The sequence below is a fragment of the Acinetobacter sp. 1207_04 genome (genome assembly GCF_052850415.1).
In genome coordinates, this window is the sequence record NZ_VXCQ01000013.1 from 15,467 (window position 1) to 36,496 (window position 21,030).

General features: G+C 35.8%; 24 protein-coding genes and 2 pseudogenes. 10 read left to right on the forward strand and 16 right to left on the reverse strand.

Going from position 1 to position 21,030, the window contains the following annotated elements; translation table 11 throughout:
- Positions 1-9 precede the first annotated feature (9 nt).
- The 6 genes from FW754_RS12295 to FW754_RS12320 all read right to left on the reverse strand — a co-directional run bounded on the left by FW754_RS12295 (position 10) and on the right by FW754_RS12320 (position 4,400).
- Positions 10-423 (reverse strand): roadblock/LC7 domain-containing protein, encoded by a 414-nt coding sequence (locus tag FW754_RS12295; RefSeq protein ID WP_409511095.1) that lies wholly within the window; start codon positions 421-423, stop codon positions 10-12.
- Positions 424-427: 4 nt separating this feature from the next.
- On the reverse strand, positions 428-967 hold the full coding sequence (locus FW754_RS12300; RefSeq protein WP_409511096.1) for a GTP-binding protein: 540 nt from the start codon (positions 965-967) through the stop codon (positions 428-430).
- A gap of 54 nt (positions 968-1,021) precedes the next feature.
- The gene (locus FW754_RS12305) at positions 1,022-2,008 is read right to left on the reverse strand and encodes a hypothetical protein (protein WP_409511097.1); all 987 of its coding nucleotides are present in this window, start codon (positions 2,006-2,008) and stop codon (positions 1,022-1,024) included.
- 590 nt (positions 2,009-2,598) lie between these two features.
- Positions 2,599-3,264, reverse strand: coding sequence for a hypothetical protein (locus FW754_RS12310; RefSeq protein ID WP_409511099.1), 666 nt, complete (start codon positions 3,262-3,264; stop codon positions 2,599-2,601).
- 27 nt (positions 3,265-3,291) lie between these two features.
- A complete protein-coding gene (locus FW754_RS12315; protein ID WP_409511100.1) occupies positions 3,292-3,726 on the reverse strand; it encodes a ClpXP protease specificity-enhancing factor in 435 nt (144 codons plus the stop codon).
- 23 nt (positions 3,727-3,749) lie between these two features.
- On the reverse strand, positions 3,750-4,400 hold the full coding sequence (locus tag FW754_RS12320) for a glutathione S-transferase N-terminal domain-containing protein (protein ID WP_409511101.1): 651 nt from the start codon (positions 4,398-4,400) through the stop codon (positions 3,750-3,752).
- Positions 4,401-4,750: 350 nt separating this feature from the next.
- Between FW754_RS12320 and FW754_RS12325 the strand changes: the two are divergent.
- A pseudogene (locus FW754_RS12325) lies at positions 4,751-5,032 on the forward strand (hypothetical protein); the annotation flags it as partial.
- Between the two features lie 61 nt (positions 5,033-5,093).
- Here the strand turns inward: FW754_RS12325 and rpsI are convergent.
- Positions 5,094-5,480 carry a 30S ribosomal protein S9 gene (gene rpsI, locus FW754_RS12330; RefSeq protein WP_409511102.1) on the reverse strand — a complete coding sequence of 129 codons (387 nt, stop codon included), beginning with the start codon at positions 5,478-5,480 and terminating at the stop codon, positions 5,094-5,096.
- A gap of 12 nt (positions 5,481-5,492) precedes the next feature.
- Positions 5,493-5,921 carry a 50S ribosomal protein L13 gene (rplM, locus tag FW754_RS12335; RefSeq protein ID WP_409511103.1) on the reverse strand — a complete coding sequence of 143 codons (429 nt, stop codon included), beginning with the start codon at positions 5,919-5,921 and terminating at the stop codon, positions 5,493-5,495.
- Between the two features lie 698 nt (positions 5,922-6,619).
- Here rplM and pdxA point away from each other — a divergent pair.
- From pdxA to FW754_RS12360, 5 genes and pseudogenes are all read left to right on the forward strand, one after another.
- Positions 6,620-7,588, forward strand: a complete 969-nt coding sequence (gene pdxA, locus FW754_RS12340; protein WP_446324806.1) for a 4-hydroxythreonine-4-phosphate dehydrogenase PdxA — start codon at positions 6,620-6,622, stop codon at positions 7,586-7,588.
- Between the two features lie 49 nt (positions 7,589-7,637).
- The gene (locus tag FW754_RS12345; protein WP_446324807.1) at positions 7,638-8,489 is read left to right on the forward strand and encodes a pilus assembly protein PilJ; all 852 of its coding nucleotides are present in this window, start codon (positions 7,638-7,640) and stop codon (positions 8,487-8,489) included.
- Positions 8,490-8,595: 106 nt separating this feature from the next.
- Positions 8,596-8,700 (forward strand): annotated as a pseudogene (locus FW754_RS12350) (4-hydroxythreonine-4-phosphate dehydrogenase PdxA); the annotation flags it as partial.
- 130 nt (positions 8,701-8,830) lie between these two features.
- The gene (gene rsmA, locus FW754_RS12355) at positions 8,831-9,646 is read left to right on the forward strand and encodes a 16S rRNA (adenine(1518)-N(6)/adenine(1519)-N(6))-dimethyltransferase RsmA (RefSeq protein WP_409511106.1); all 816 of its coding nucleotides are present in this window, start codon (positions 8,831-8,833) and stop codon (positions 9,644-9,646) included.
- 1 nt (position 9,647) lies between these two features.
- On the forward strand, positions 9,648-10,496 hold the full coding sequence (locus FW754_RS12360; protein WP_409511107.1) for a symmetrical bis(5'-nucleosyl)-tetraphosphatase: 849 nt from the start codon (positions 9,648-9,650) through the stop codon (positions 10,494-10,496).
- Positions 10,497-10,610: 114 nt separating this feature from the next.
- Here FW754_RS12360 and FW754_RS12365 read toward each other — a convergent pair whose 3' ends face one another.
- A complete protein-coding gene (locus FW754_RS12365) occupies positions 10,611-11,060 on the reverse strand; it encodes a DUF2147 domain-containing protein (protein ID WP_446324808.1) in 450 nt (149 codons plus the stop codon).
- A 265-nt stretch (positions 11,061-11,325) separates the two neighbouring features.
- On the opposite strand from FW754_RS12365, the gene FW754_RS12370 reads away from it, so the two are divergent.
- Positions 11,326-12,177, forward strand: a complete 852-nt coding sequence (locus tag FW754_RS12370) for a hypothetical protein (protein ID WP_446324809.1) — start codon at positions 11,326-11,328, stop codon at positions 12,175-12,177.
- A 99-nt stretch (positions 12,178-12,276) separates the two neighbouring features.
- Here the strand turns inward: FW754_RS12370 and FW754_RS12375 are convergent, their stop codons facing one another.
- The 6 genes from FW754_RS12375 to hflX all read right to left on the reverse strand — a co-directional run bounded on the left by FW754_RS12375 (position 12,277) and on the right by hflX (position 16,602).
- Positions 12,277-12,669: a DUF2147 domain-containing protein gene (locus tag FW754_RS12375; protein WP_409511110.1), complete on the reverse strand. Its 393-nt coding sequence runs from the start codon at positions 12,667-12,669 to the stop codon at positions 12,277-12,279.
- 438 nt (positions 12,670-13,107) lie between these two features.
- Positions 13,108-13,554, reverse strand: coding sequence for a DUF2147 domain-containing protein (locus FW754_RS12380; protein ID WP_409511111.1), 447 nt, complete (start codon positions 13,552-13,554; stop codon positions 13,108-13,110).
- Positions 13,555-13,625: 71 nt separating this feature from the next.
- Positions 13,626-14,075, reverse strand: a complete 450-nt coding sequence (locus tag FW754_RS12385) for a DUF2147 domain-containing protein (RefSeq protein ID WP_419347561.1) — start codon at positions 14,073-14,075, stop codon at positions 13,626-13,628.
- A 97-nt stretch (positions 14,076-14,172) separates the two neighbouring features.
- Positions 14,173-14,841, reverse strand: a complete 669-nt coding sequence (locus tag FW754_RS12390) for an LrgB family protein (RefSeq protein WP_409511113.1) — start codon at positions 14,839-14,841, stop codon at positions 14,173-14,175.
- A gap of 10 nt (positions 14,842-14,851) precedes the next feature.
- Positions 14,852-15,223 (reverse strand): hypothetical protein, encoded by a 372-nt coding sequence (locus FW754_RS12395; protein ID WP_409511114.1) that lies wholly within the window; start codon positions 15,221-15,223, stop codon positions 14,852-14,854.
- Between the two features lie 47 nt (positions 15,224-15,270).
- Positions 15,271-16,602: a ribosome rescue GTPase HflX gene (hflX, locus tag FW754_RS12400; protein ID WP_409511115.1), complete on the reverse strand. Its 1,332-nt coding sequence runs from the start codon at positions 16,600-16,602 to the stop codon at positions 15,271-15,273.
- A 144-nt stretch (positions 16,603-16,746) separates the two neighbouring features.
- On the opposite strand from hflX, the gene FW754_RS12405 reads away from it, so the two are divergent.
- Positions 16,747-17,559, forward strand: coding sequence for a lysophospholipid acyltransferase family protein (locus tag FW754_RS12405; protein WP_409511116.1), 813 nt, complete (start codon positions 16,747-16,749; stop codon positions 17,557-17,559).
- A 105-nt stretch (positions 17,560-17,664) separates the two neighbouring features.
- Here the strand turns inward: FW754_RS12405 and FW754_RS12410 are convergent, their stop codons facing one another.
- A complete protein-coding gene (locus FW754_RS12410) occupies positions 17,665-19,299 on the reverse strand; it encodes a phospholipase D-like domain-containing protein (protein WP_446324849.1) in 1,635 nt (544 codons plus the stop codon).
- Positions 19,300-19,389: 90 nt separating this feature from the next.
- On the opposite strand from FW754_RS12410, the gene FW754_RS12415 reads away from it, so the two are divergent.
- A complete protein-coding gene (locus FW754_RS12415; protein ID WP_409511117.1) occupies positions 19,390-20,400 on the forward strand; it encodes a metallophosphoesterase in 1,011 nt (336 codons plus the stop codon).
- Between the two features lie 273 nt (positions 20,401-20,673).
- A complete protein-coding gene (locus tag FW754_RS12420) occupies positions 20,674-21,018 on the forward strand; it encodes a hypothetical protein (RefSeq protein WP_446324810.1) in 345 nt (114 codons plus the stop codon).
- Positions 21,019-21,030: the final 12 nt, after the last annotated feature.

Consider the following 21,030-nt stretch of genomic DNA (forward strand, 5'->3'; position numbering starts at 1 on the left):
GGTTATGGATTAATAATCCAATTGCATAATCGCATTGCCCGCGTCTTTTAAACCATTGAGTAATTGTGCTAAAAGTACATCTTTAGACACTAACGTGACAATCATCATTGGATGTTTTTCTGTAGGAATAGAGGTTAGGATGGCACGCCCATTTTGAGCATCTAGCGAAATACTTTGACAGCCTGAAAGATTAATCTCGCCAAGAAATGCACCCACCATGGCTAAAATAGAGCTACTCACCGCAGCGAGTTTTGTTGAGTTATAAGCTTTAACCCTTGATAAACTTGCAAGCTCAAAACCATCCGTTGAGCTGATCATGATAAATTCAACACCTTTGACATTCATCAAAACTTGGTGAATCTGTGATTTAGCAAATTCGACCAATACTGTTGGGGCTGTTCTTCCTTCAAGGGTATTTGACATATTATTATCCTTGTATATATTTAATTTCCAAAATGGTTACAAGTGTTTCAAGCAACATTAACACATCATTCTTTTTACGTGCATCAATAAAAAAGAGTGGGTAATTCATATTATTTTCAATTAACCATTCACGGTATTGGTGAGTTGATTTTGATGTTTCTTCATCAATATGAGTAATACCAATCGCAATATTTTCACCATATTGTTTAAACGTTTCGAGATAATGTTTTAGATCATCGAGCGGATTTTCAATGGTATGGTCAATGAGAATGACTGTGCCAATAGCACCTTTACAAATAACACCCCACATAAAATCAAAACGATTTTGTCCCGGTGTTCCATATAAACCAATTTTTGTCCCATCTTCTAAAGTGACTTCACCATAATCAATGCCTACAGTCGTTTGCATTTTTTTGTGACTGTGATCATCAGTGTTTAGCACTTCAGTTGCAAGTACAGGAATTTCAGATAAAGACTTAATTGCCTCACTTTTCCCCGACCCCATTGAACCTGCAAATACAATTTTATATTGTTGAATAATCATAATATTTCTCTTTAAGACATGAAATTATCCTGAAAACTCAGGTCATAAATTTAGTTAAAAACCAAAACGTTTTTTGAGTCTACCAAAAAAGCTTTTAACTACACTTTGTTCCTGTTGTGGAATATCATCTAAATTTTGTTTTTTAAATAAAGATTGCTGTGCAGATATGGTAAATGCATTGTCAAAAACAATATTCGTAGCTATGAATTTCTGTACTGTGTTAACAGGAATATCGAAATGAGAGGCGACTTCTGAAATTTGAGCACCTAAAATAAAACTTGCAGAGAGTTTAATGACGATATTCTTTGATTGGTCATCAAGTAATTGTGGCCAATAATTCAATTTATAGTAATCGTTTTCATGTGGCATTTCAGATGTGATTTTTGAGTTCCAACCCAAGGTAAACATCCAGTTTTCAAGATTATAAGCATTTTTTCTTGAAACTTTAACAAAGTCAGTCAGTACAGCATCGGCACAATGTGCTGCACCTGATGTTCGAATTTCACTTCTTGATGGATCGAGCCATACCTGATGATTACGACGATCGGTAATTGCAAGCGTACCTTGCTGATCTGTCAGATGAAATTTTCTAGTATCATACTGATACAAATCCTGAATGATGGAGAGTTTAATTTCATCGATCTCAATCGGATGTTCAATTTGGCTTAATGTTATATCTAAAGTATTGTCTTCTAAAAATGTTCTATCCAGTTTTTGTAATACATGGATTGTCATCCAATTTTGAAAAAATTCATCTGCTTGAATTGGTAAATAGAGTGTATCTCGATTGGGCTGATCTAGAGGAGGATTATTGCGTGAAATTTTGAGGTAAGGTGTATTTTGCTTAACAATGATACGTTGAACATGATCTGAATCATAGAAATGCTCATGAACAAATAAGCAGTCAATATTTTGATCCGCAATATTGCTCCAGTTAATACCAACATCAGTTGGTAGTATTTGTCGCAAACAGATTTTTAGTTGATCTGTCGATGATGAGCTAAGACCTGAAATCGCGATATTGATACGAATATTGTTCATAAGACGACTCTAATAAAATTTTAAATGCATCACGTAATATGTTGTTTTAAATTATATGAATATACCGCTAATTAGTCTTACAATCGCCTAAAAACAATCTTCTTTAAAAGTATACTATCCCATTTTTGTTTACCAATAACTTTTAAAATAAAGAAAATATTAATAATGTAGATTTTTAAATTTGATATTACCGCATAAAATGATTTTTGATTTTGAATTGAAGCCATGATAGAAGATACTTTATCAGGTTTATCAATAACTTTAAACCTAGGTTTTTTCATAATGGGCTCGCTTTACTGTAAGTGAATATTTTAAAAAATTATTATGATTGTCATGTATTAGGAAATTATAGTTTATTTTTTTTAAAAATCTACAGAGCTGATCAGTATCACTAATTAATTTTTTTATAATCAAGAATTATTACTTGGTACTATTAATATAATTTAATAAAAATGCAGATTTATTTATTTAATATGTAAAATGTGTGATATTTATCACTTAAATTGGTGGGCATATATTTATTTATCATTTTTGAGTGGATGAACGTGAAAAAAAGCGACCATATAGGTCACTTTTTGATTTATTTTGAATTAAGCGAAAATATGCTGCGCTGCGCTGTATAGTACCCATAAAACCACCAAAGCAACTAAAGGTTCAGCAATACGTCCCCAAGTTGGTGTAGTAGGCTGTGAAGTTGTTTCAGTGACAGCATGATCCGCTGTTGCATGTAAGTCTGTTGTTTGATGAACCATTTGATTGAACTCTTTCATTGTATCTTCTAATGATAGCTCTTCTTCTACTAGAGGTTGAGAGCCAATAAGCTCTTTTAGATTGTTTGTTGACCAAACCCAATCAGGGGCATGACCAGATAGATGTTCAATCTGTCCAAGGAGCAATTCTCCTAAACCATTTTGACCGAAATTTCCTGTGGTATCGAGTTGTTTTAACTCTGCAAACTGTAGAATTAAAATCTCAGTATAGCTAGATTCCATATCATTTTTAGCAAGTGCTGATTTATTATCAGGAGATGTTGTTAAATGACGGGCAATTTCTTGAATATATAGACGATCTTGCGATTGAATTTCTTGATAAACAGCATTTTGATCAGTTTTCCATAAACTAATAAGTTTACCTAAACATAGAATATTTATTTCTTCAATATATGCATTACGTTCGGCAACAGGATACTCGCTCAGAAGAGCTGGCTTTTGAATCTTAATCTGCTCTGCAAAATAATGTACTAAATCAAAAGCCATAAGCTACTCCATCGGGTTGTATTTAAATTAGTCTAGTAATCTCAGCGTCGATTTTTTCTTTGTGACACTTTGTTCTTCTGTTTCAGCTACTTTAGATTCTAAAGCATCTTCATCGGTTTGAACATTGGCATATTCGTCAGGATCAAAGAACATTCCTTGTCCATTTTCACGTGCATAAAGACCCAAAACAGCAGAAATAGGTACATAAATATCTTTTGATGCACCACTAAAACGAGCAGAAAAGCGAATGGCATCATTGCTCATATGAAATTGATGTACGGCATGTGGCGCAATATTAAGCACAATTTGACCATCTTGCACAAATTGAGTTGGAACATCTGTATGTGGTTGGGTGGCATCGACCAATAAATATGGGGTAAGGTTGTTATCACAAATCCATTCATAAATTGCACGAGCTAGATAAGGACGTGTAGGGGTTAAATTCAATTCTTGCTCAGACATAGTTAAATACTCAAAATTTATTTTTAATGGGTAATCAATGCACTATAACGATTTTTTTCTTGTAACGTCATGGACTTTAAAAAGGCAGGACGTTTAAAAATACGTTGATAATACAGGAGGATAGGGCGGCATTGTTGTGGGGGGAGCTCAATACCCATTTGGTTTAAGCGAATAAAAATGGGTGCAAGCATACAATCTAAAATACTGAAATGTTCAGACATAAAATAAGGATAATGCTGAAACAAGGGCGTTAGAGAAATCAGAATATTTTTCAATTGTTGTTGAGCTTTTTTGGCTTCAGCAGGCTTGAGCGTATCTGAATGACACAAGATGATATCTGCTAATTTGAGCCAATCTTGTTCAAGTCGCCAAATATATTGGCGTTGTTCCGCGCGTGGTGCAGGTGCATCGGCATAGAGTTTATTTTGACGATAACGATCATCAATATATTCAGAAATAATCGTAGTATTGAAAAGTTTTAGATCATTTTCAATGAGCATCGGAAGTTGGTTATAAGGATTTAAACTCGCTAAATCTTCGTCATCTTCACTTACAATGATCAAGTGATATTTTATTTGTTTTTCAGCAAGTAGAAATCGAATCCAGTGTGAACGAAAATCATCCTCGTGGCTATACAACGTAATCCCTTGTGGAGGTGCAGTTTCGACTGACATTATGTCCAAAGCTATGCAAAGTGAATAATCTAGAATACTAAAATTAGACATAAAAATCATCTTAACTTTTCTAAGATAACGATAGATAGTGAACTTGAAAAGTTAAAAAGAGGGATTACAGCGTGATTATATTAAGAAATAGACTAAGGATTTTTACAAAAACATGGATTATCATTTTTTTGATGATGGGATTATCAAATACTTATGCCAAGAAGCAATCTTCTATGCAAGATGAGGAGGTAATGATACTTGCAGAAGAGTCTGCATGTCAGGCAGACCCAACTTGTGAAACGACCAGAGATGCGATTGCCACTGTTAATATTGGGTCAGCATGTTCTGAAAATGATTCTTGTGATATAGCTTCAAGTGCCTCTGAGGATGCGTATTATGGGGGTATTGAGCGTGAATATGTCGTAAAAGGCTGTAAAGTTACAATTTATAATGATGGGCCAGTTAAAATGGTAAACGAAAAAACAGATAAACCTTGTAATGCTCCTATTCCCAAAGATCATAAATTCTCCAAAAAAATTAATACTTATGAAGACAATGGTTGCATAATCACAGAGTCCGTTGCAGCAGACGGTATAATCGATGCAATAAAAGACTGTTCAAATAAAAATAATAAAAAATAAAGTATATGCATAAAAAAACCTCGGCAAATGCCGAGGTTTTCTGTCCGATTCGGTAAACGAATTAACGTTTAGAGAACTGAGGACGTTTACGAGCTTTACGTAAACCAAGTTTCTTACGTTCAACTTCACGAGCATCACGAGTAACGAAACCAGCTTGACGAAGAGCAGGTTTTAACGTTTCGTCAGAAGCGATCAATGCACGAGTAATACCGTGACGAATTGCGCCTGCTTGACCACCAATACCACCACCAGCAACAGTGATGTAAAGGTCATATTTACCAACAGCATCAAGAAGCTCAAGAGGTTGGTTAACAACCATACGAGCAGTCTCACGACCGAAGTATTGTTCTAAAGAACGGTTGTTGATTACGAGTTTACCAGTACCAGCTGATAGGAAAACACGTGCAGTTGCGGTCTTACGACGACCTGTACCATAATTAGTAGCCATGTGCTGTATCCCTTAGATGTCCAAAACTTGTGGCTGTTGAGCAGTATGTGGATGCTCAGTACCTGCATAAACCTTCATTTTCTTGATCATTGCATAACCAAGAGGACCTTTTGGTAACATACCTTTAACAGCTTTTTCTAAAACTGCTTCTGGTTTGTGAGCGATTAACTTTTCAAAGTTAGTCTCACGGATACCACCAGGGAAACCAGTGTGGCGATAGTATTTCTTATCTTGAGATTTCTTACCAGTTACAGTAATTTCTTCAGCATTGATTACAACGATATAATCGCCTGTGTCAACGTGGGGAGTATAAGAAGTTTTGTGCTTACCGCGTAAACGACGAGCGATTTCAGTCGCAAGGCGACCTAAAGTTTTGCCAGAAGCATCAACAACGTACCAATCGTGTTGAACTTCAGCTGGCTTAGCGCTGAGAGTTTTCATTAAACCACTACCTATTATAGTTGGTTTGGACTATGGAATCTGTCCAAACAAAAGGAGAGCGAATTCTACATGAAATTACATAGATTCACAATTGAAATTTAGGATTTCAAGCGCTGAATTATAAAGGATTGCTCTTTATTTAACTAGTTCTTTTTTATGTAATATAATATTTGTGCAGTATAAGTCTTTTTATTATAAAAAATAAAAGGTTAGGCTTAATTGAAATGAGTTTTGATGATGATAATAAATATTCAGAATGTTAGTTTCATCGTATTACTTCATCTTCTAGCAACAGTATATTTCCCATTATATTATTTAATTATTCATCCAAATTCAGGTGTTTGGACGATATTCATTTTATTAGCAACAATGATTGCGATTTCGTGGGGTACTTTACTGGTTCCAATTCTACTTGTTGTTATGTTCGGGTTAATCATTAAGTTTCCTTTCGTATATGTTAGTTATCTCGTTTGCTTTGTTATTCCTCTCTTTTTTTTGTTACAGTCTAAACCTAAAAAAAGACAGTATTTTTTGAAAATTGGTTTTATTTTTTTTGTACTGGGTATTTTGATCTATGTTGCCACTTTTATTGCTTATTTAAATGGCATGACTTTGAATAACTTTAAATAAGAATATCAGAATTTTTTTTTAAGATTATGTAAACTGATTATCTTGAGATTATTTTTTTCAGGTTGCTTATGCTTCCCTTATATATTACCAGTGGTGAGCCTGCGGGCATTGGTCCAGATATTTGTTTGAGTTTGGCAGATCGTATTGATGAGCGCCCAATCGTGGTATTGGCAGATATCAATATGTTACGTGATCGTATCAAAATTTTGAATAAAAATGTCGAACTGATTGAATATATGGGGCAAACCGAATCTTCCAAACAAGGTCAACTTTATGTTGAGCATGTGCCTTTATATGAAGATGTCGTTTTAGGCGAGTTAAATCCAAGAAATTCAGCTTATGTATTAGAACAACTTCGTCGTTCAGCTTTTTATGCAATGCAAAGACAAAGTGTTGGTGTTGCGACTGCGCCTGTTCAAAAGTCTGTCATTAATGATGCAGGTATTCATTTCAGCGGTCATACTGAGTATTTCCAAGAGTTTGCTGACGTAGAGCGTGTCGTAATGATGCTCGCTACTAAAACTTTACGTGTTGCCTTGGCAACAACGCACTTACCTTTACGTGATGTTGCAGATGCGATTACTAAAGAGCGTTTACATCAGGTTATTGATATTCTTATTCATGACTTAAAAACCAAATTTAAAATAAAACATCCACATATTTTGGTCTGTGGTTTAAATCCACATGCAGGTGAGGATGGTTATTTGGGCATGGAAGAAATTGAAGTGATCAATCCTGTGCTTGAAAGTTACCGTGAGCAAGGCATCAATATGAGTCTGAGTATGCCTGCCGATACTTTATTTACTCCTGAAAATTTAAAAGATGCCGATGCAGTTTTGGCGATGTATCACGATCAAGGTTTACCCGTGTTAAAAGCGCAGGGTTTTGGTGAAGCCATTAACATTACTTTGGGTTTGCCTTTTATTCGGACTTCGGTTGATCATGGCACTGCGCTTTCTCTTGCAGGTACAGGGCTGGCGAAAAGTTCGAGTTTAAATATTGCTGTTGATTTGGCGTTAGAATTGGCAAGCTATTAATTAAAACCATCATAATTTTAATAAAACTAATATCAAGAAGAGGCTGAACATGTCGATGATGATTCATAATAAAAAACAGAGAGAAACACCGTCCATCATTAGGCGAGTGAGTGTGTTGTCATTGCTATTAATGACAACAGTTTTATCTGCTTGTTCAACACCAATGACTGCGCAAAATCTGTGTGAGTTAAAAGTCTTGTCACTTTTGATTCCGAAGCAGTCTGAAGAAGCGGTGGAATCTGGGAGTTTAGAATCAATCCAAGTCTTAAAACGGAGTCAAGAAAAACTGAATCAAACGATGGATTTAATACAAAAAAATGATTCAAATCATCAAGATTTAAGCCAAATGCTTGCAAATAGCCAAGCAATCAGTAAGAACATTGATGTTATTGCAAAGAACCAAGGCAATTTGAACAGGTTGTATGATTATCAAATCGTTGTTTTTGAACAAATTCCGAGTATTCAAGCTGAGTATAATTTATTAACCGATATGATGGCACGGAAAAATTATCCTGCAACGCAAGTGGTCATTGCAAAAAACCAAGTATTTATGGGCGAGAGAATATTGCGTTCAATCGGTAGTTTATCCAAATCAAATGAGTTTTCTCGACATAGTATGGATGATTTTTTGGCTGATCTAGAAACATTTAATGTGTATTTGCACGCGCAACTGAATGGCAATGCAGAATTAGGTGTTGAGCGAGTTAAAGATACCGAAATGCGTGAAAGTCTGCTTTCCATTCAAGAAGATATTCAGGTGATTTTAGATTCTGAAACATTTAAGTTACTGCAAAAACGTGAACCTTTGGCAAGTACCTATCAAGCAGCGAGAGATAATGTTGAAATTTCTGATGAAATATTTATTAAACTGAATCAATTAGAGCGAAATACAGCGCACTAGAGTCTATATATTATTGAAATGATTTTATGTTTAAAAAGTTAGACGGAATGCTTTTTTGTATCATTCCAAGCACTTTGAAAAGACTTATTGAATCTCTAAGCAATAACAACATACAGATGCAGTTTTGGCGATATATCACGATCAGGCTTTACCTGTGTTAAAATCACACCACTCTGGTGAAGCCATCAAGAATACGATGATGGTTTACTTTTCCAAACTTCTGTCGAGCTGTGACTGCATTCTCCCTTGCAGATACGGAGCAGGTGAAAAGTTTATTGTCAATTTAACGCTTAAATTGGCACCTCACTGATTTTGTCTTATTTACCCGTTGGAAATTTTTTATGTATCAGATTAATGCCTTAAACCCCAAAGATGAAGGGCATCATACCCGTAAGCGTTTTGGGCAGAACTTCTTACATGACCAACGTGTGATTGCTAAAATTGTACGTTCGGTACATCCACGTACAGGTGAAAATATCATTGAAATTGGTCCTGGTCTTGCAGCGTTAACTTCACCATTAATTGGTGAATGTGATGCTTTAACCGTGATTGAGCTTGACCGTGATTTGGCTGCAGGTTTACCTGGTCGTGTGCCACATCCTGAGCGTTTAACGATTATTGAAGCCGATGCACTGAAATTCGATTTCACCACATTGTTTAAAGATGACAAACCATTACGTGTAGTCGGCAACTTACCTTATAATATTTCTACACCTTTATTATTTCACCTTTTGCAATTTGGCGATAAAGTCAAAGATATGCACTTTATGTTGCAAAAAGAAGTGGTTGACCGTATTACCGCATCACCAAATACTAAAGAATATGGTCGTTTATCAGTGATGATTCAGTATTTCTGTAAACCAACGTATTTATTTGAAGTCCCACCGGGATCATTCAATCCACCACCAAAAGTAACGTCAGCTGTGTTTCGTTTAGAGCCGTATGCGACGAAACCGATTATTGCCAAAAGTGAAAAAGCCTTGGCTCGACTGGTTGGACATGTCTTTACTCAACGCCGTAAAACATTGCGTAATAGCTTAAAAGGTATGTTAGTTGAAGATGGTTTTGAAAATACAGGCATTGATCCAATGGCACGTCCTGAAACGTTGACACTTGCACAATTTGTAGCTTTATCTGATCAAATGGTGGGAATCTAAAATGGCGTGCGACAAAATTCGATATAATTATGTCATTGGTGATGTGCAGGGCTGTTTTGAAGCGCTAAAAGCATTACTCAAAGAGATTCAATTTGATGCAGATCAAGATTTTATTTGGTTTGCAGGTGATTTAGTCGCACGGGGTGAAAACTCAATTGGTGCATTACGCTTTATTAAAAAATTAGTGGATCGTGGTGTCGCTGCAACGGTTTTGGGTAACCATGATCTCAATTTATTGGCTGTCGCACGTGGCATTAAAGTTTTGAAAGACAAAGATAAAATTGATGATGTGATTCATGCTCTAGAGAGTGATGATCTGATCGATTGGTTACGCAAACAACCTTTATGTCTATTTCCAAATGAACATACAATTTTAACGCATGCAGGAATTCCATCTATTTGGACAGCAGAGCAAGCCGCAACTTTAGCCAAAGAAGTTGAGGTGGTCTTGTCTGATGATGATTTTACTGTCATGGATACCTTTCTCAAAGAAATGTATGGTTCTGAACCCAACCTATGGTCGGATGAGCTGACAGGCAATGCCCGTTTACGCTGTATTACTAACTACTTAACTCGTATGCGTTTGACTGATGCAGAAGGGCGTTTAGAATTTAGTTTTAAAGATTCACTTGATGAATCAATGCCTGAAGGTTTTCAGCCATGGTTTGAGTTTGACTCAAAAGCCGCAAAAACCCATCAAATTGTTTTTGGACATTGGGCTGCATTACAGGGCAAAACCATTAATGAATGTATTCAAAATGTCGATGGTGGGGCAGTTTGGGGACATCAACTAATTGCCTATCGTCTTGAAGATAAAAAGTCTTTCGCCGTTGATAATCCTGCAATGTAACTACTCGATTTTAAGTCAGTAAAAAAAGCCACTTCAGTGGCTTTTTTTATGAATACGTAAATTAAAAACGTAATAAATAATACAAATAGTTGAACAATGATTTGAAAGTGATGATTACTTTACTCGTAACCAAGTTTGGCTACGTCCAATGGTTGAAACGCCGACGTAACCACGTAAATTTAAACGATTTCCATTGGTACTCAGTTTGGCCTTTAAGTTATATATTTTACCTGTGAGTGGATCGATGACTTTACCATCAGCATATTCATTGTCTTTAGAAAGTTTAAGCCCTGTAAAGGTTTTCAGTCCTAAAATCGGTTGGTTGGTATAAGGGGCAGGGTATTTATAGCAAAGCTCTTTGGGTTGATAACCAACACGAGGTGTAATGGTTTTAATGGTTCCAGTATAAGTCCCTTGATCATTGGGTCTGATTTCGATAATGGCTTTCACTTCACTTGTTTTATCATCAATACTTTGCCAAAGACCTGTAATATCTTGCGCTGAAGTTAATGTACTAAAACCCAATAATAGGCCAAGAGAAAGTAATTTAAAGTTGTTTTTCATATTATTTTATTAAAAAAGATAAATAAATCACATTATTTTTAATCCGATAAAATGCTGTATATTAATTTTTTAATTAAAAAAATAATTATGATTTTTTAAAATTTATTATTAAGTATTTTTTAATTGTTAATTTAATATTATGCATTAAAAATTAATATTTAGTTTTTATTTAACTTGATTTAAAAATTCAGAATTTTAATATAAAAATTGTTATGTTAGACGAGAAGAAAAAAGCAATTTTGCTGTAAAAGATGGAATAAAGAAAATGCTGTCTATTGAACAATTAACAACAATTTATCCACTTATTGTTACCCCAAGTCATGATGGAAAATATTTTCATAACTATGTGAATTCTTTGTTGAATTTTCAAAATACAGCGCTTCACATTGGAATGCCTACACAATATTTGCTGATGCAAGGTGAAAGTCTCATCACTCGTGCACGTAATAACTGTGTTGCATCCTTTCTACAGAATCCTGAATGGACTCATCTTTTCTGGATTGATTCAGACATTGGCTTTAGTCCTGAGGCAGCACTGCGTCTACTTCAAGCAGACTATGAAATTGCAGCGGGGGTTTATCCGCTGAAAACTGAAGAATGGCCAGCAGATGGCTTACCAAAAGATATGACCTATGCTGAATTTAAAGCGTTATATCAAAAATATACGGTCAATGCTCGTGTACCTGCAGGAGCAGATTTTTTTCAACTTGATATTCAAGAAGATGGTTTTTTGGAAATGGCTGAAGCACCCACAGGGTTTATGGTCATTAAACGTTCCGTTTTTGAAAAAATGATGCAACACTATCCCGAATTACAGTATGTTTCAGATTCGCATGGTGTGGAAAACAAAGGCTTACATTACCGTTTCTTTGATGTCATGGTTGACCCTGAAACAAACCGCTATTTATCTGAAGATTATGGTTTTTGTCGTTTATGGGAAAATATGGGTGGTAAAATTTATATTGATTGTCAATCGAATTTGACCCATCAGGGTGCAAAAATTTATTCGGGTAATTTTGCCAATTCATTGCAAAATAATTTTGCTCTTGCGATTCCTGCTAAAGCGGATATTCAGCTGAAAATTACAGGTCTAAGCTATTTAAAACCTAACCCGTAATATTCAGTTAATTTAATCAAGCTTCATTTGTCTGTTTTAAATGTAGATGGATGAAGCATGAATCGATAATATCAAGTAAATAGAATCTAGAATTAAACACTATTTCACACGAATCCATGCTTGAGTTCGACCTGCTATATTATTTGAAAAACCTTGTAAATTTAATCGGTTACCGCTAGCACTGAGTTTTACTTTTAAACTCGCTTGTTTACCTGAAATTGGGTCAAAAATTTGACCTTCAGCATAATCATTGCCAGACACATGCTTAAGTCCTGTAATGGTTTTTAAGCCAACCAAGCGTTGATTGGTATAAGGTGCAGGGCAACTTACACATGTTTCTTGTAGTTTAGAGCCAACACGAGGGCTAATGGATTTAATTGTACCGCTGTAAATACCTTGAGCATCAGATCGAATTTCAACAGTCGTTTTCACATTACCTGTTTTATCATCAATACTTTGCCATAGTCCTGAGATATCTTCTGCGAAACCCATCTGACTACCACATATGAGTAATGTAAAAATTATGGCTATTATTTTGTTGTTCAGTATTATATTCTTCATCATTAGGTCACTCAATTATTTTTAATTAAAGAAGTATTTCAATGAGATTTGGATCCTTTATGAAATAGGTATCCATAGTTAGTCTCTTGTTATTGAAAATATAGTATTAATAATTGAAGCACTATAGTTCATTAAAAAGGTAAAATAAATCACATAATAGATTATTTGTGTGATTTCATTTGTTGTGAAAATATGAATTAATCAAGTATAGAGGGAATAATATTGGAGAAAACTTTAGATTTTATTTTATAAGTATTTGTAAATTATTGAATATTTTGTTAATTAACTAGGTTGCTTACATCTGTAAGATCAAAATGAAGGATAAAATAAAAAAACTGATCCGACAAAAGGTCAGATCAGTCCTTTTGATTATTCTTGACGAATCCATGTTTGACTGCGCCCAGCAATCGAAATACCGATATAGCCTCGCAGTGTCATTTTATTACCATTCGCATTGAGCTTTGCTTTACCATGATAAATTTTTCCAACCCGAGGATCTAAAACTGAACCGCCTATATAAAGATTTGGATGTTTTGGGTCTGCTTTTAAATTCTTAAGAATATCTAAGCCAATGAGGGGTTTATTCGTATAAGGTGCAGGACAATTGTTGCATTGCAATAATGGCGTTTCACCTGGTGCAGGAAAGTCTTGAATAATGGTTCCTGTATAAACACCATTATCCGATTTAGTAATTTTGATATGCGCTCGTACATAGCCAGTTTTATCATCAATCGTTCGCCATACCCCTGCAATATCGGCAGCAGAGGTATAGCTTGCGAAGCTAAGTAATAGACAGCAGAAAAATCCTTTTTTCATCGTTATTTATCCTTGTTATATTTGGGGGGTATTTTAATTTTTTTTATAATGCTGTCAGGTGAAAACGAGTTTTAGTTTTCACGAATCCAAGTTTGGCTACGCCCAAGTGCAGACACACCGACATAACCGCGAAGTTGTAAACGTTTACCATTACTACTGAGTTTTGCTTTTACAGAATAGGTTTTGCCTGTCAATGGATCAAGAATACGACCATTTGCATATTCTTCCGAATTCAATTTTTTAAGATCTTTAAGAACTTCAAGTCCAAGAATAGGTTTGTTGGTATACGGTGCAGGGCAGTCAATACACGTTTCACGCGGTGTATAACCTGGGCGTGGAGTAATTTTGACGACCTTACCTGTATAAGTGCCATTCTTTTCCTGATGAATTGTTAAAATAGCTTTTGATGATCCAGTTTTGTCATCAATGCTTTTCCATGTACCCGTAATGTCCTGTGCTATAGCAGCGGTTGCAGTAAAAACGGTCAATAAGAGTGCAGATAGTAAGGTCTTGCATTGCATACTTAAGTTCCTGTCTTGGGAGGAGTGAGAGTATAAGCTCTATATTAAGATGAAAAATTACCCGATGCAATCATGTGAAATGTTAACTAAATCACAGTTATTTTATAAAGTGCATAAATGTCGGAAGCCAGATTGCAGTAAATACAGCATTTACCGCCATACCAAAGGCTGCATAACGACCTGCAACAGCACCTCGTTGCCAAGCTTGTGCTGTGCCAATAGCATGTGCCGCAAGCCCTAAGGCTAAACCTGATGCACGTTCATCATTTATATTACGTAAAATAATGGATGAAAATGCTGCACCAATCACACCAGATAAAATTACAATTAAAATGACCAATGTGACTGGTGAGTGCAACAGCGTTGCGATATTAATGGCAATTGGGGTCGTTACCGCTCGTGTAGCAAAAGCCATAATGGTTGGTTCAGACATATGCAGTAGATAAGCCAAACTCATAGGTAAAGCCACAGCACTAAGACTTGCAAATACTAAAATGCCGACAATTGATTTAAAGGGTAGGTCATCATAACGCATTGAAGCCAATGGAATGGCAAGTGCAACAGTAACGTAACCTAGCAAATGACTAAAAAGCCCATTCATTTGAGCATTATATTTTTCATATGGAATTTTAAAGATTAACAATTGTGCAATGACAAAGAACATGCCAATGACCAATAAAGGGATTTGTGGAAAGCGCTTATTGACAGGTTTTGCTGCAATATATGCAATAAAGGTGATTAGGAAACCGATGAGTACAGAGAACATAATGAAGCTCCTAAAGCCACTTTTTTGCCATTTTTGCGTAAATCCACAATGGAATCAGTGTACTCACACACATCACCAATAAAAATAATGGAATTTCTTTGCCCATTGAAACCAACATTAATAATGAACCTGCACAAACAGGAAGAAAAGCAAAGCCGCTTTCTTTCATCAGTTTATTGTTGGTGTCGACAAGACGAGCGGGAATTTTCTTGAATTTACGCCAAAGAAGCAAAACACCGAGTAGGCTGAGTAAGCCAACCAGATTGCCCAATTCAGGATGGCTGAACTGTGTCATGATCCACACAGCACTTTCACGTACAACGATGATAAGGGCAAGTGTGCCAATCCATGCTTGCCAATCGATATTTTTAAACTGATCCATGTGCTGTCTTATTTGAGTAAAATTCTACCATTTACGTTCTAACCTATTTAACGCTTAATTTCAAATTCTTCCAATGACTTTTCGAACATTTTTGCTTTCGAACCCAATATTTCACGGAGTGGAAGGTGTGCTTGACGAATTAATTGTTCAAGTTTATGTGGCGCAATATTGACCCGTAAAAGTAATTCTCCCTGTTCATTATACTGTTCAGATTGGATGACATTTAACGTATAAAGTTGGTTTTTAAGTTTGCCATATTCAGGTTTAAGTACGAGATCAAAACTTTGAATTTGTCCCATTAAGCATTCTTGTACTGCTTGACGTAATAGATTTAATCCTTGCGATGAATGTGCAGAAACATAAACACGATCAGGTACATGCGGTTTAGCATAAATGATTTTAGCATCTTCACCTGATTGATCAATTTTGTTATATACACGAAGAATCGGAATATCTGCGCCAATTTCTTTCAGTACTTTTTCAACTGCTTCAATTTGTTCTTCTACATCAGGACTGCTTGAATCAATCACATGTAAGAGTAGCGTTGCCTCTAGCGTTTCTTCTAAAGTGGCTTTAAAGGATTCAACCAAGGCATGGGCTAAGTTACGAACAAATCCAACAGTATCGGCTAAAACCAATGTGCCAATGCCATCCCAAGTGAGTCTGCGTAAAGTTGGGTCAAGCGTTGCAAAGAGTTGATCCGCCGCATAAACATCCGATTTTGCTAAGATATTGAATAGTGTAGATTTTCCTGCATTGGTATAACCGACCAAAGAAACCGTTGGAATGGCTGCTTTTTGCCTTGCTGCACGTCCTTGAATACGAGTCTGACGAACTTTTTCAAGTTTATCTTTGAGTTGCCCAATACGTATGCGGAGCAAACGGCGATCTGTTTCAAGCTGAGTTTCACCTGGTCCACGTAAACCAATACCACCTTTTTGACTATCGAGTGATACACCTAAACCGACTAAACGTGAAGATAAATGATCAAGTTGTGCCAATTCAACTTGTAATTTTCCTTCATGAGTACGCGCACGTTGTGCAAAAATATCTAAAATTAAACGAGTACGATCGATAACACGGCAGTTCAAAACACGAGATAAATTTCGCTCCTGACTTGGTGTCAGTGCTTGATCAAAAATAACCAAACCGATTTCTAATGCTTGTACACGTTCAGCAATTTCTTCTGCTTTTCCTGAGCCAATAAAATATTTAGGATCGGGTTTAACACGTTGAACATGAATATGTTCAAGAATGTCTGCACCAGCAGATTTTGCGAGTAATCGAAATTCTTCAGTATCGAGATCATCGAGAATTTGAACGGAAATACTGACCAAAAGGGTATGTTCAGTGTCCTGATGTTGTAGCGCCGATTCCACAGATATTTTTGCTCACGCAGGTATAAAACCTTAGTGTAAATGAATTGACAACATAATTGTGTTTTTATGATCAATGCAACTTCGCAGAGATCTGTATAGAATAATGTGTAGTCGTTCAGCAATCTTTCCATTTAGTGAATATTTATGACTCAAGAAAAAACCACAGTAAAGTCAAAAAACTCTCAATTGAATCTAGTTTCTCGTGCATTTTTATACAGTAAAAAACTACTGACAGGCACTGCCGTGATCTCTGAAGGTTTTTATTTGGTATATCGCCATCAATTGTATAAAGATCCAAATAATCCTAAAAATACCCGTTATGTGCAGTATTTTTGTCGTCGCTTATGTGATGTTTTTAATTTAGATGTTCGAGTACATGGTGAAATTCCAAGAGAGCCAGCCCTATGGGTGAGTAATCATGTGTCATGGCTAGATGTCGCTGTACTTGGTTCAGGTGCACGAGTGTTCTTTTTGGCAAAAGCTGAAATTGAAAAGTGGCCTGTGTTGGGCAAGTTGGCAAAAGGTGGTGGAACTTTATTTATTCAGCGTGGTTCGGGTGATTCAGTTCGAATTCGTGAACAGATTACAGATTTTTTGAAGCATGATATTCCCGTATTATTTTTCCCTGAAGCAACGACAACAGATGGAACAAAAGTTAAAAAAGTGCATGGGCGTATTTTAGGTGCTGCCATTGAAGCGCAAAAACCTGTACAAGTCTGCTTGATTTGCTATGTCAATAAAAATGGTCAACTCGATACGATTACACCTTATGTTGGTGATCTTAGTTTTGCAGCACATGTTCAAGCAGTACTTGAAATGCCAAAAGTGACTGCACATTTGAAGACATTTCCTGCTATTTCTGTGGAAGGTCATACGGTTGAAAGTTTGACGCAAAAAGTTCAAAAGATGATGCAAGAGGGTTTAGAAGAGTTACAAAAGGAAATATTAAAGGCTTAAATTCAGTCACGATGTAATTGATTTATAAGTTTTAACATTAGATTGAAAATGGCAATGAGCTTTCATTGCCATTTTTATTGGTTAAAACTTCATGTTTCGTTAGTTTTACATATAACCTTCAATTGGTAGCCAAGAAATAAATTTGACTCCCGCTTTTTGCCACCATTTCATTTTTGGTTCTTTAGTGAGTGTCACGATCCCTTGAGGAGTTTGGCGTTGCCAATTGATTTGCTGTTCAGCGTTTAAAACCAATTTATAGGCATATTTTTTTAAATTATTGTCCATTGTTTGATGCACGGCTTTGGCAAGCGGTGGGCTGTTAATAATCACACCAATTTCAGTATTTAAGTTTGCAGAGCGTGGATCAAAATTAAATGAGCCAATAAAGACTTGTTTTTCATCAATTGCCATCAGTTTAGCATGCAGACTTGAGCGACTTAATCCTTTCATACTAATTTTAGTTTTTTCTGACAGTTCTTCATTACTTTTTTTCAGTTCTTCATCTGAAACAGCAGGGAGAAATTCATAAAGTTCTACACCATTTTTCAGTAAATTTTTTCTATATTTAGCATAAAAAGCATGGACAAGTGCAACATCATTGGCTTTGAATGAATTGGTTAATACCCGAACATGAACATTTTCCTTCGATAGTTCAGTTAAACGCTCTTCGCCTTTTTTTTGCGGTACAAAATAAGCGGAAATAATATCGACACTCGTCTCGGGTTTTTCCAATTGTTTAATCATTTGGAAATTAATATGTTGCTCTTTTTTAGCTTTAGAGCGAATTTTATCAGGTGAGTCTTTGACTACTTCTGCTTTGACCCAATCGAGCTGTACATGGGTACTTAGCCAATTATCAAAGTCATTTGAGCGATTGCTTAAATCAAGATAATTTTGCACGGTAATATCTTCGTAGTGCTGTGTCAGTTGTTGTTTTAAACCCTCATAACGCAAACTATATTGTGCAGGATTGACAATTTGGCGTACAGGATAGGCATAGCTGTCATTCCAATATTCATCGAAAGAATGGCTTATATCATCTACGGACTTGCCAACCAACATGGCATCTACATCTGAAAATTGATAGTTCTCACTGACATTATAGTAATGATTACTCATGTTACGACCGCCAATTAAAGCAATCTGATTGTCAGCAATAAAGCTTTTGTTGTGCATTCTGCGGTTAATGCGTTTGAGATCAATGACCATCTCTAATGGGCGTAAACGGCGAAATTTATAAGGATTGAAGAGTTTCACTTCAATATTGGCATGTTGATCTAAAGCCAAATAAATAGCTTCCATCGATTTAGCATTGTTATCATCAATGAGCAGGCGAACTTTAACGCCACGATCAGCAGCTTGAATAATTTTATATAAAGCCAATGAACCGATTTTATCGTTGTCCCAAATGTAGTATTGTAAATCTAAGGTTTTTTCTGATTTATCAATTAGATGTATTCTTGCTGCAATGGCTTCAAGTGGATCATAGAGGACATGATAGCCTGTTAATTCAGGATTGTGTTGCTTTAATGGCGTAATAATATGGGCAAGAGTAGTCTCTGATGTGTCTATATCTTTAGAATATTCTGTTTGTTGCGCTATTTGCTTGGGCAAGGTACTACATGCGGACAGACTCAACAAGATACAGCTCGTCAGCATCAATATTGAAGATCGATGTATGCTATTTTTTTTGTTATTCAATTGATGCAATTGAACCTGTATCTGATGCGTTCGAGTCATAATGTCTTCAATGTTTAAGCTAATTGAGATCATCATGGTGATGATCGAGCAGATTAATCAATTAGATCAATCTAGAGGTTGAGATTTAATATGTGGATGAGTGATTCAATCGAATTTTACTTTTACGTGTGTTTTGCTGTTGTTGGGATTTGGGGCATTGCCCAAGCCTGGATCAGTCAATCACGTACAGAAACAATTCATCCGTTTAAATCATTTGTCCATTTATTGGCATTTTACCTGTCTTATTTATTATTTCCGTTGTTCTTTTTTAGTTTATACGCAGGTTGGATAAAAATCTTCTCTTTACATGAAAGTATTTTTGCATTTTTGATGAGCAGTTTACTGATTTATGCACGGTTTATTGAACCACATATGATTCGGATCAATTATGTGCATTATGATTTAGGACAGAAAAAACCACTGCCTAAACCTGTTCGTGTTGCACTTATTGCAGATTTACATATCGGTTTATTTTCAGGACATGAACGTCAACTCAAACAGATTGTGCACAAAATTAATCAACAACAACCTGATTTTGTTGTCGTTGCTGGTGATTGGACCTATGAGCCTGAAAATAAACTTGCAGAAGAGTTAGCAGTATTAAAGCAAATTGAAGCTCCAGTTTATTCGGTCAATGGTAATCATGATGAACAATATCCTGGACCACCAATTCAGCAACTTTTAAAAGATGCTTTAGAGATTAACAATGTCATGGACATTGAAGGAAAGATTGTTGAGTTTGATGGATTTCGCTTAATAGGCGTTGGTGATTTGTGGGCGGGTAAAGCAGATATGCGTTATATGCCAGAATTACCGCAAGATAAACCTTGGCTGATTTTGTCACATAACCCTGATACCGTTGATATGGTTCCTGATTTACCCACTCGTCCATTAATGCTTTCGGGGCATACGCATGGTGGACAGGTTGAACTACCTTGGTTGACGAGTTATGTGATGAAAAAGGTATCTATTCTTGGCCACAAGCGTGGTCTGTATCATCATGATAATGCCGATGTGTTTGTGAGTGTGGGTACAGGAATGGTCGGTGTACCATTTCGTTTTCGTGTACCGCCAACAATTGATATTATTGAATTAATTTAGGTCGAGTTTTAATAGTCTCAAGCTGTATGGGAAATGAAAAAACATGCAAATACTGATGGAAAATATTTTTCAGATAGCTTTTATTTTGAATATTTTTTAAACAGATATGGTTTTATTATAAACATTTAATAAATAATAAAATTTATTTTTATCAATGGGTTGGCTATCTGTTTTTTTCCGTGTATATTCTAAAAATAAAGAATGTGCGATGCCTCACATATGTCTATTTAAGCGTGTTGAAGCAAGCAAATAAAAACAATAGAGGGCAATAATATGACATTTCATAAAGAAGTTGGAATACCTTTTGGTCTGTCTGAATCACAATCAGCACAATTGGAAGAAGGTCTAAAGTCACTTGAGAATGAATTTCATGCGGCGGATGATGTTAATGCAGAGAGTTTTGCCAAGAAATTCTATCAACAATTTGAAGACTTGATCAAAGCTTGTGGTATTGCAGATGGTGATTTAGAAGCACTCGTCAATCATCTATATTTCACTCAAGAAACACAAGAAATAGTGACTTTTATTATTCCGAGTTTTTACAATGCAGGTGGTGATCGAGAAGTTTTTAATGATACTTATGACTTGATGATGGCAGACTTAGAGCTTGAACAATAAGTTATCGCTTGA

What these genes read in the sequence shown, in the direction of transcription:
- FW754_RS12295 (WP_409511095.1), bottom strand. Translation starts at nt 423, where the DNA reads ATGTCAAATACCCTTGAAGGAAGAACAGCCCCAACAGTATTGGTCGAA.
- FW754_RS12300 (WP_409511096.1), bottom strand. Translation starts at nt 967, where the DNA reads ATGATTATTCAACAATATAAAATTGTATTTGCAGGTTCAATGGGGTCG.
- FW754_RS12305 (WP_409511097.1), bottom strand. Translation starts at nt 2,008, where the DNA reads ATGAACAATATTCGTATCAATATCGCGATTTCAGGTCTTAGCTCATCA.
- FW754_RS12310 (WP_409511099.1), bottom strand. Translation starts at nt 3,264, where the DNA reads ATGGCTTTTGATTTAGTACATTATTTTGCAGAGCAGATTAAGATTCAA.
- FW754_RS12315 (WP_409511100.1), bottom strand. Translation starts at nt 3,726, where the DNA reads ATGTCTGAGCAAGAATTGAATTTAACCCCTACACGTCCTTATCTAGCT.
- FW754_RS12320 (WP_409511101.1), bottom strand. Translation starts at nt 4,400, where the DNA reads ATGTCAGTCGAAACTGCACCTCCACAAGGGATTACGTTGTATAGCCAC.
- rpsI (WP_409511102.1), bottom strand. Translation starts at nt 5,480, where the DNA reads ATGGCTACTAATTATGGTACAGGTCGTCGTAAGACCGCAACTGCACGT.
- rplM (WP_409511103.1), bottom strand. Translation starts at nt 5,921, where the DNA reads ATGAAAACTCTCAGCGCTAAGCCAGCTGAAGTTCAACACGATTGGTAC.
- pdxA (WP_446324806.1), top strand. Translation starts at nt 6,620, where the DNA reads ATGCTTCCCTTATATATTACCAGTGGTGAGCCTGCGGGCATTGGTCCA.
- FW754_RS12345 (WP_446324807.1), top strand. Translation starts at nt 7,638, where the DNA reads ATGTCGATGATGATTCATAATAAAAAACAGAGAGAAACACCGTCCATC.
- rsmA (WP_409511106.1), top strand. Translation starts at nt 8,831, where the DNA reads ATGTATCAGATTAATGCCTTAAACCCCAAAGATGAAGGGCATCATACC.
- FW754_RS12360 (WP_409511107.1), top strand. Translation starts at nt 9,648, where the DNA reads ATGGCGTGCGACAAAATTCGATATAATTATGTCATTGGTGATGTGCAG.
- FW754_RS12365 (WP_446324808.1), bottom strand. Translation starts at nt 11,060, where the DNA reads ATGAAAAACAACTTTAAATTACTTTCTCTTGGCCTATTATTGGGTTTT.
- FW754_RS12370 (WP_446324809.1), top strand. Translation starts at nt 11,326, where the DNA reads ATGCTGTCTATTGAACAATTAACAACAATTTATCCACTTATTGTTACC.
- FW754_RS12375 (WP_409511110.1), bottom strand. Translation starts at nt 12,669, where the DNA reads ATGGGTTTCGCAGAAGATATCTCAGGACTATGGCAAAGTATTGATGAT.
- FW754_RS12380 (WP_409511111.1), bottom strand. Translation starts at nt 13,554, where the DNA reads ATGAAAAAAGGATTTTTCTGCTGTCTATTACTTAGCTTCGCAAGCTAT.
- FW754_RS12385 (WP_419347561.1), bottom strand. Translation starts at nt 14,075, where the DNA reads ATGCAATGCAAGACCTTACTATCTGCACTCTTATTGACCGTTTTTACT.
- FW754_RS12390 (WP_409511113.1), bottom strand. Translation starts at nt 14,841, where the DNA reads ATGTTCTCTGTACTCATCGGTTTCCTAATCACCTTTATTGCATATATT.
- FW754_RS12395 (WP_409511114.1), bottom strand. Translation starts at nt 15,223, where the DNA reads ATGGATCAGTTTAAAAATATCGATTGGCAAGCATGGATTGGCACACTT.
- FW754_RS12405 (WP_409511116.1), top strand. Translation starts at nt 16,747, where the DNA reads ATGACTCAAGAAAAAACCACAGTAAAGTCAAAAAACTCTCAATTGAAT.
- FW754_RS12410 (WP_446324849.1), bottom strand. Translation starts at nt 19,299, where the DNA reads ATGACTCGAACGCATCAGATACAGGTTCAATTGCATCAATTGAATAAC.
- FW754_RS12415 (WP_409511117.1), top strand. Translation starts at nt 19,390, where the DNA reads ATGTGGATGAGTGATTCAATCGAATTTTACTTTTACGTGTGTTTTGCT.
- FW754_RS12420 (WP_446324810.1), top strand. Translation starts at nt 20,674, where the DNA reads ATGACATTTCATAAAGAAGTTGGAATACCTTTTGGTCTGTCTGAATCA.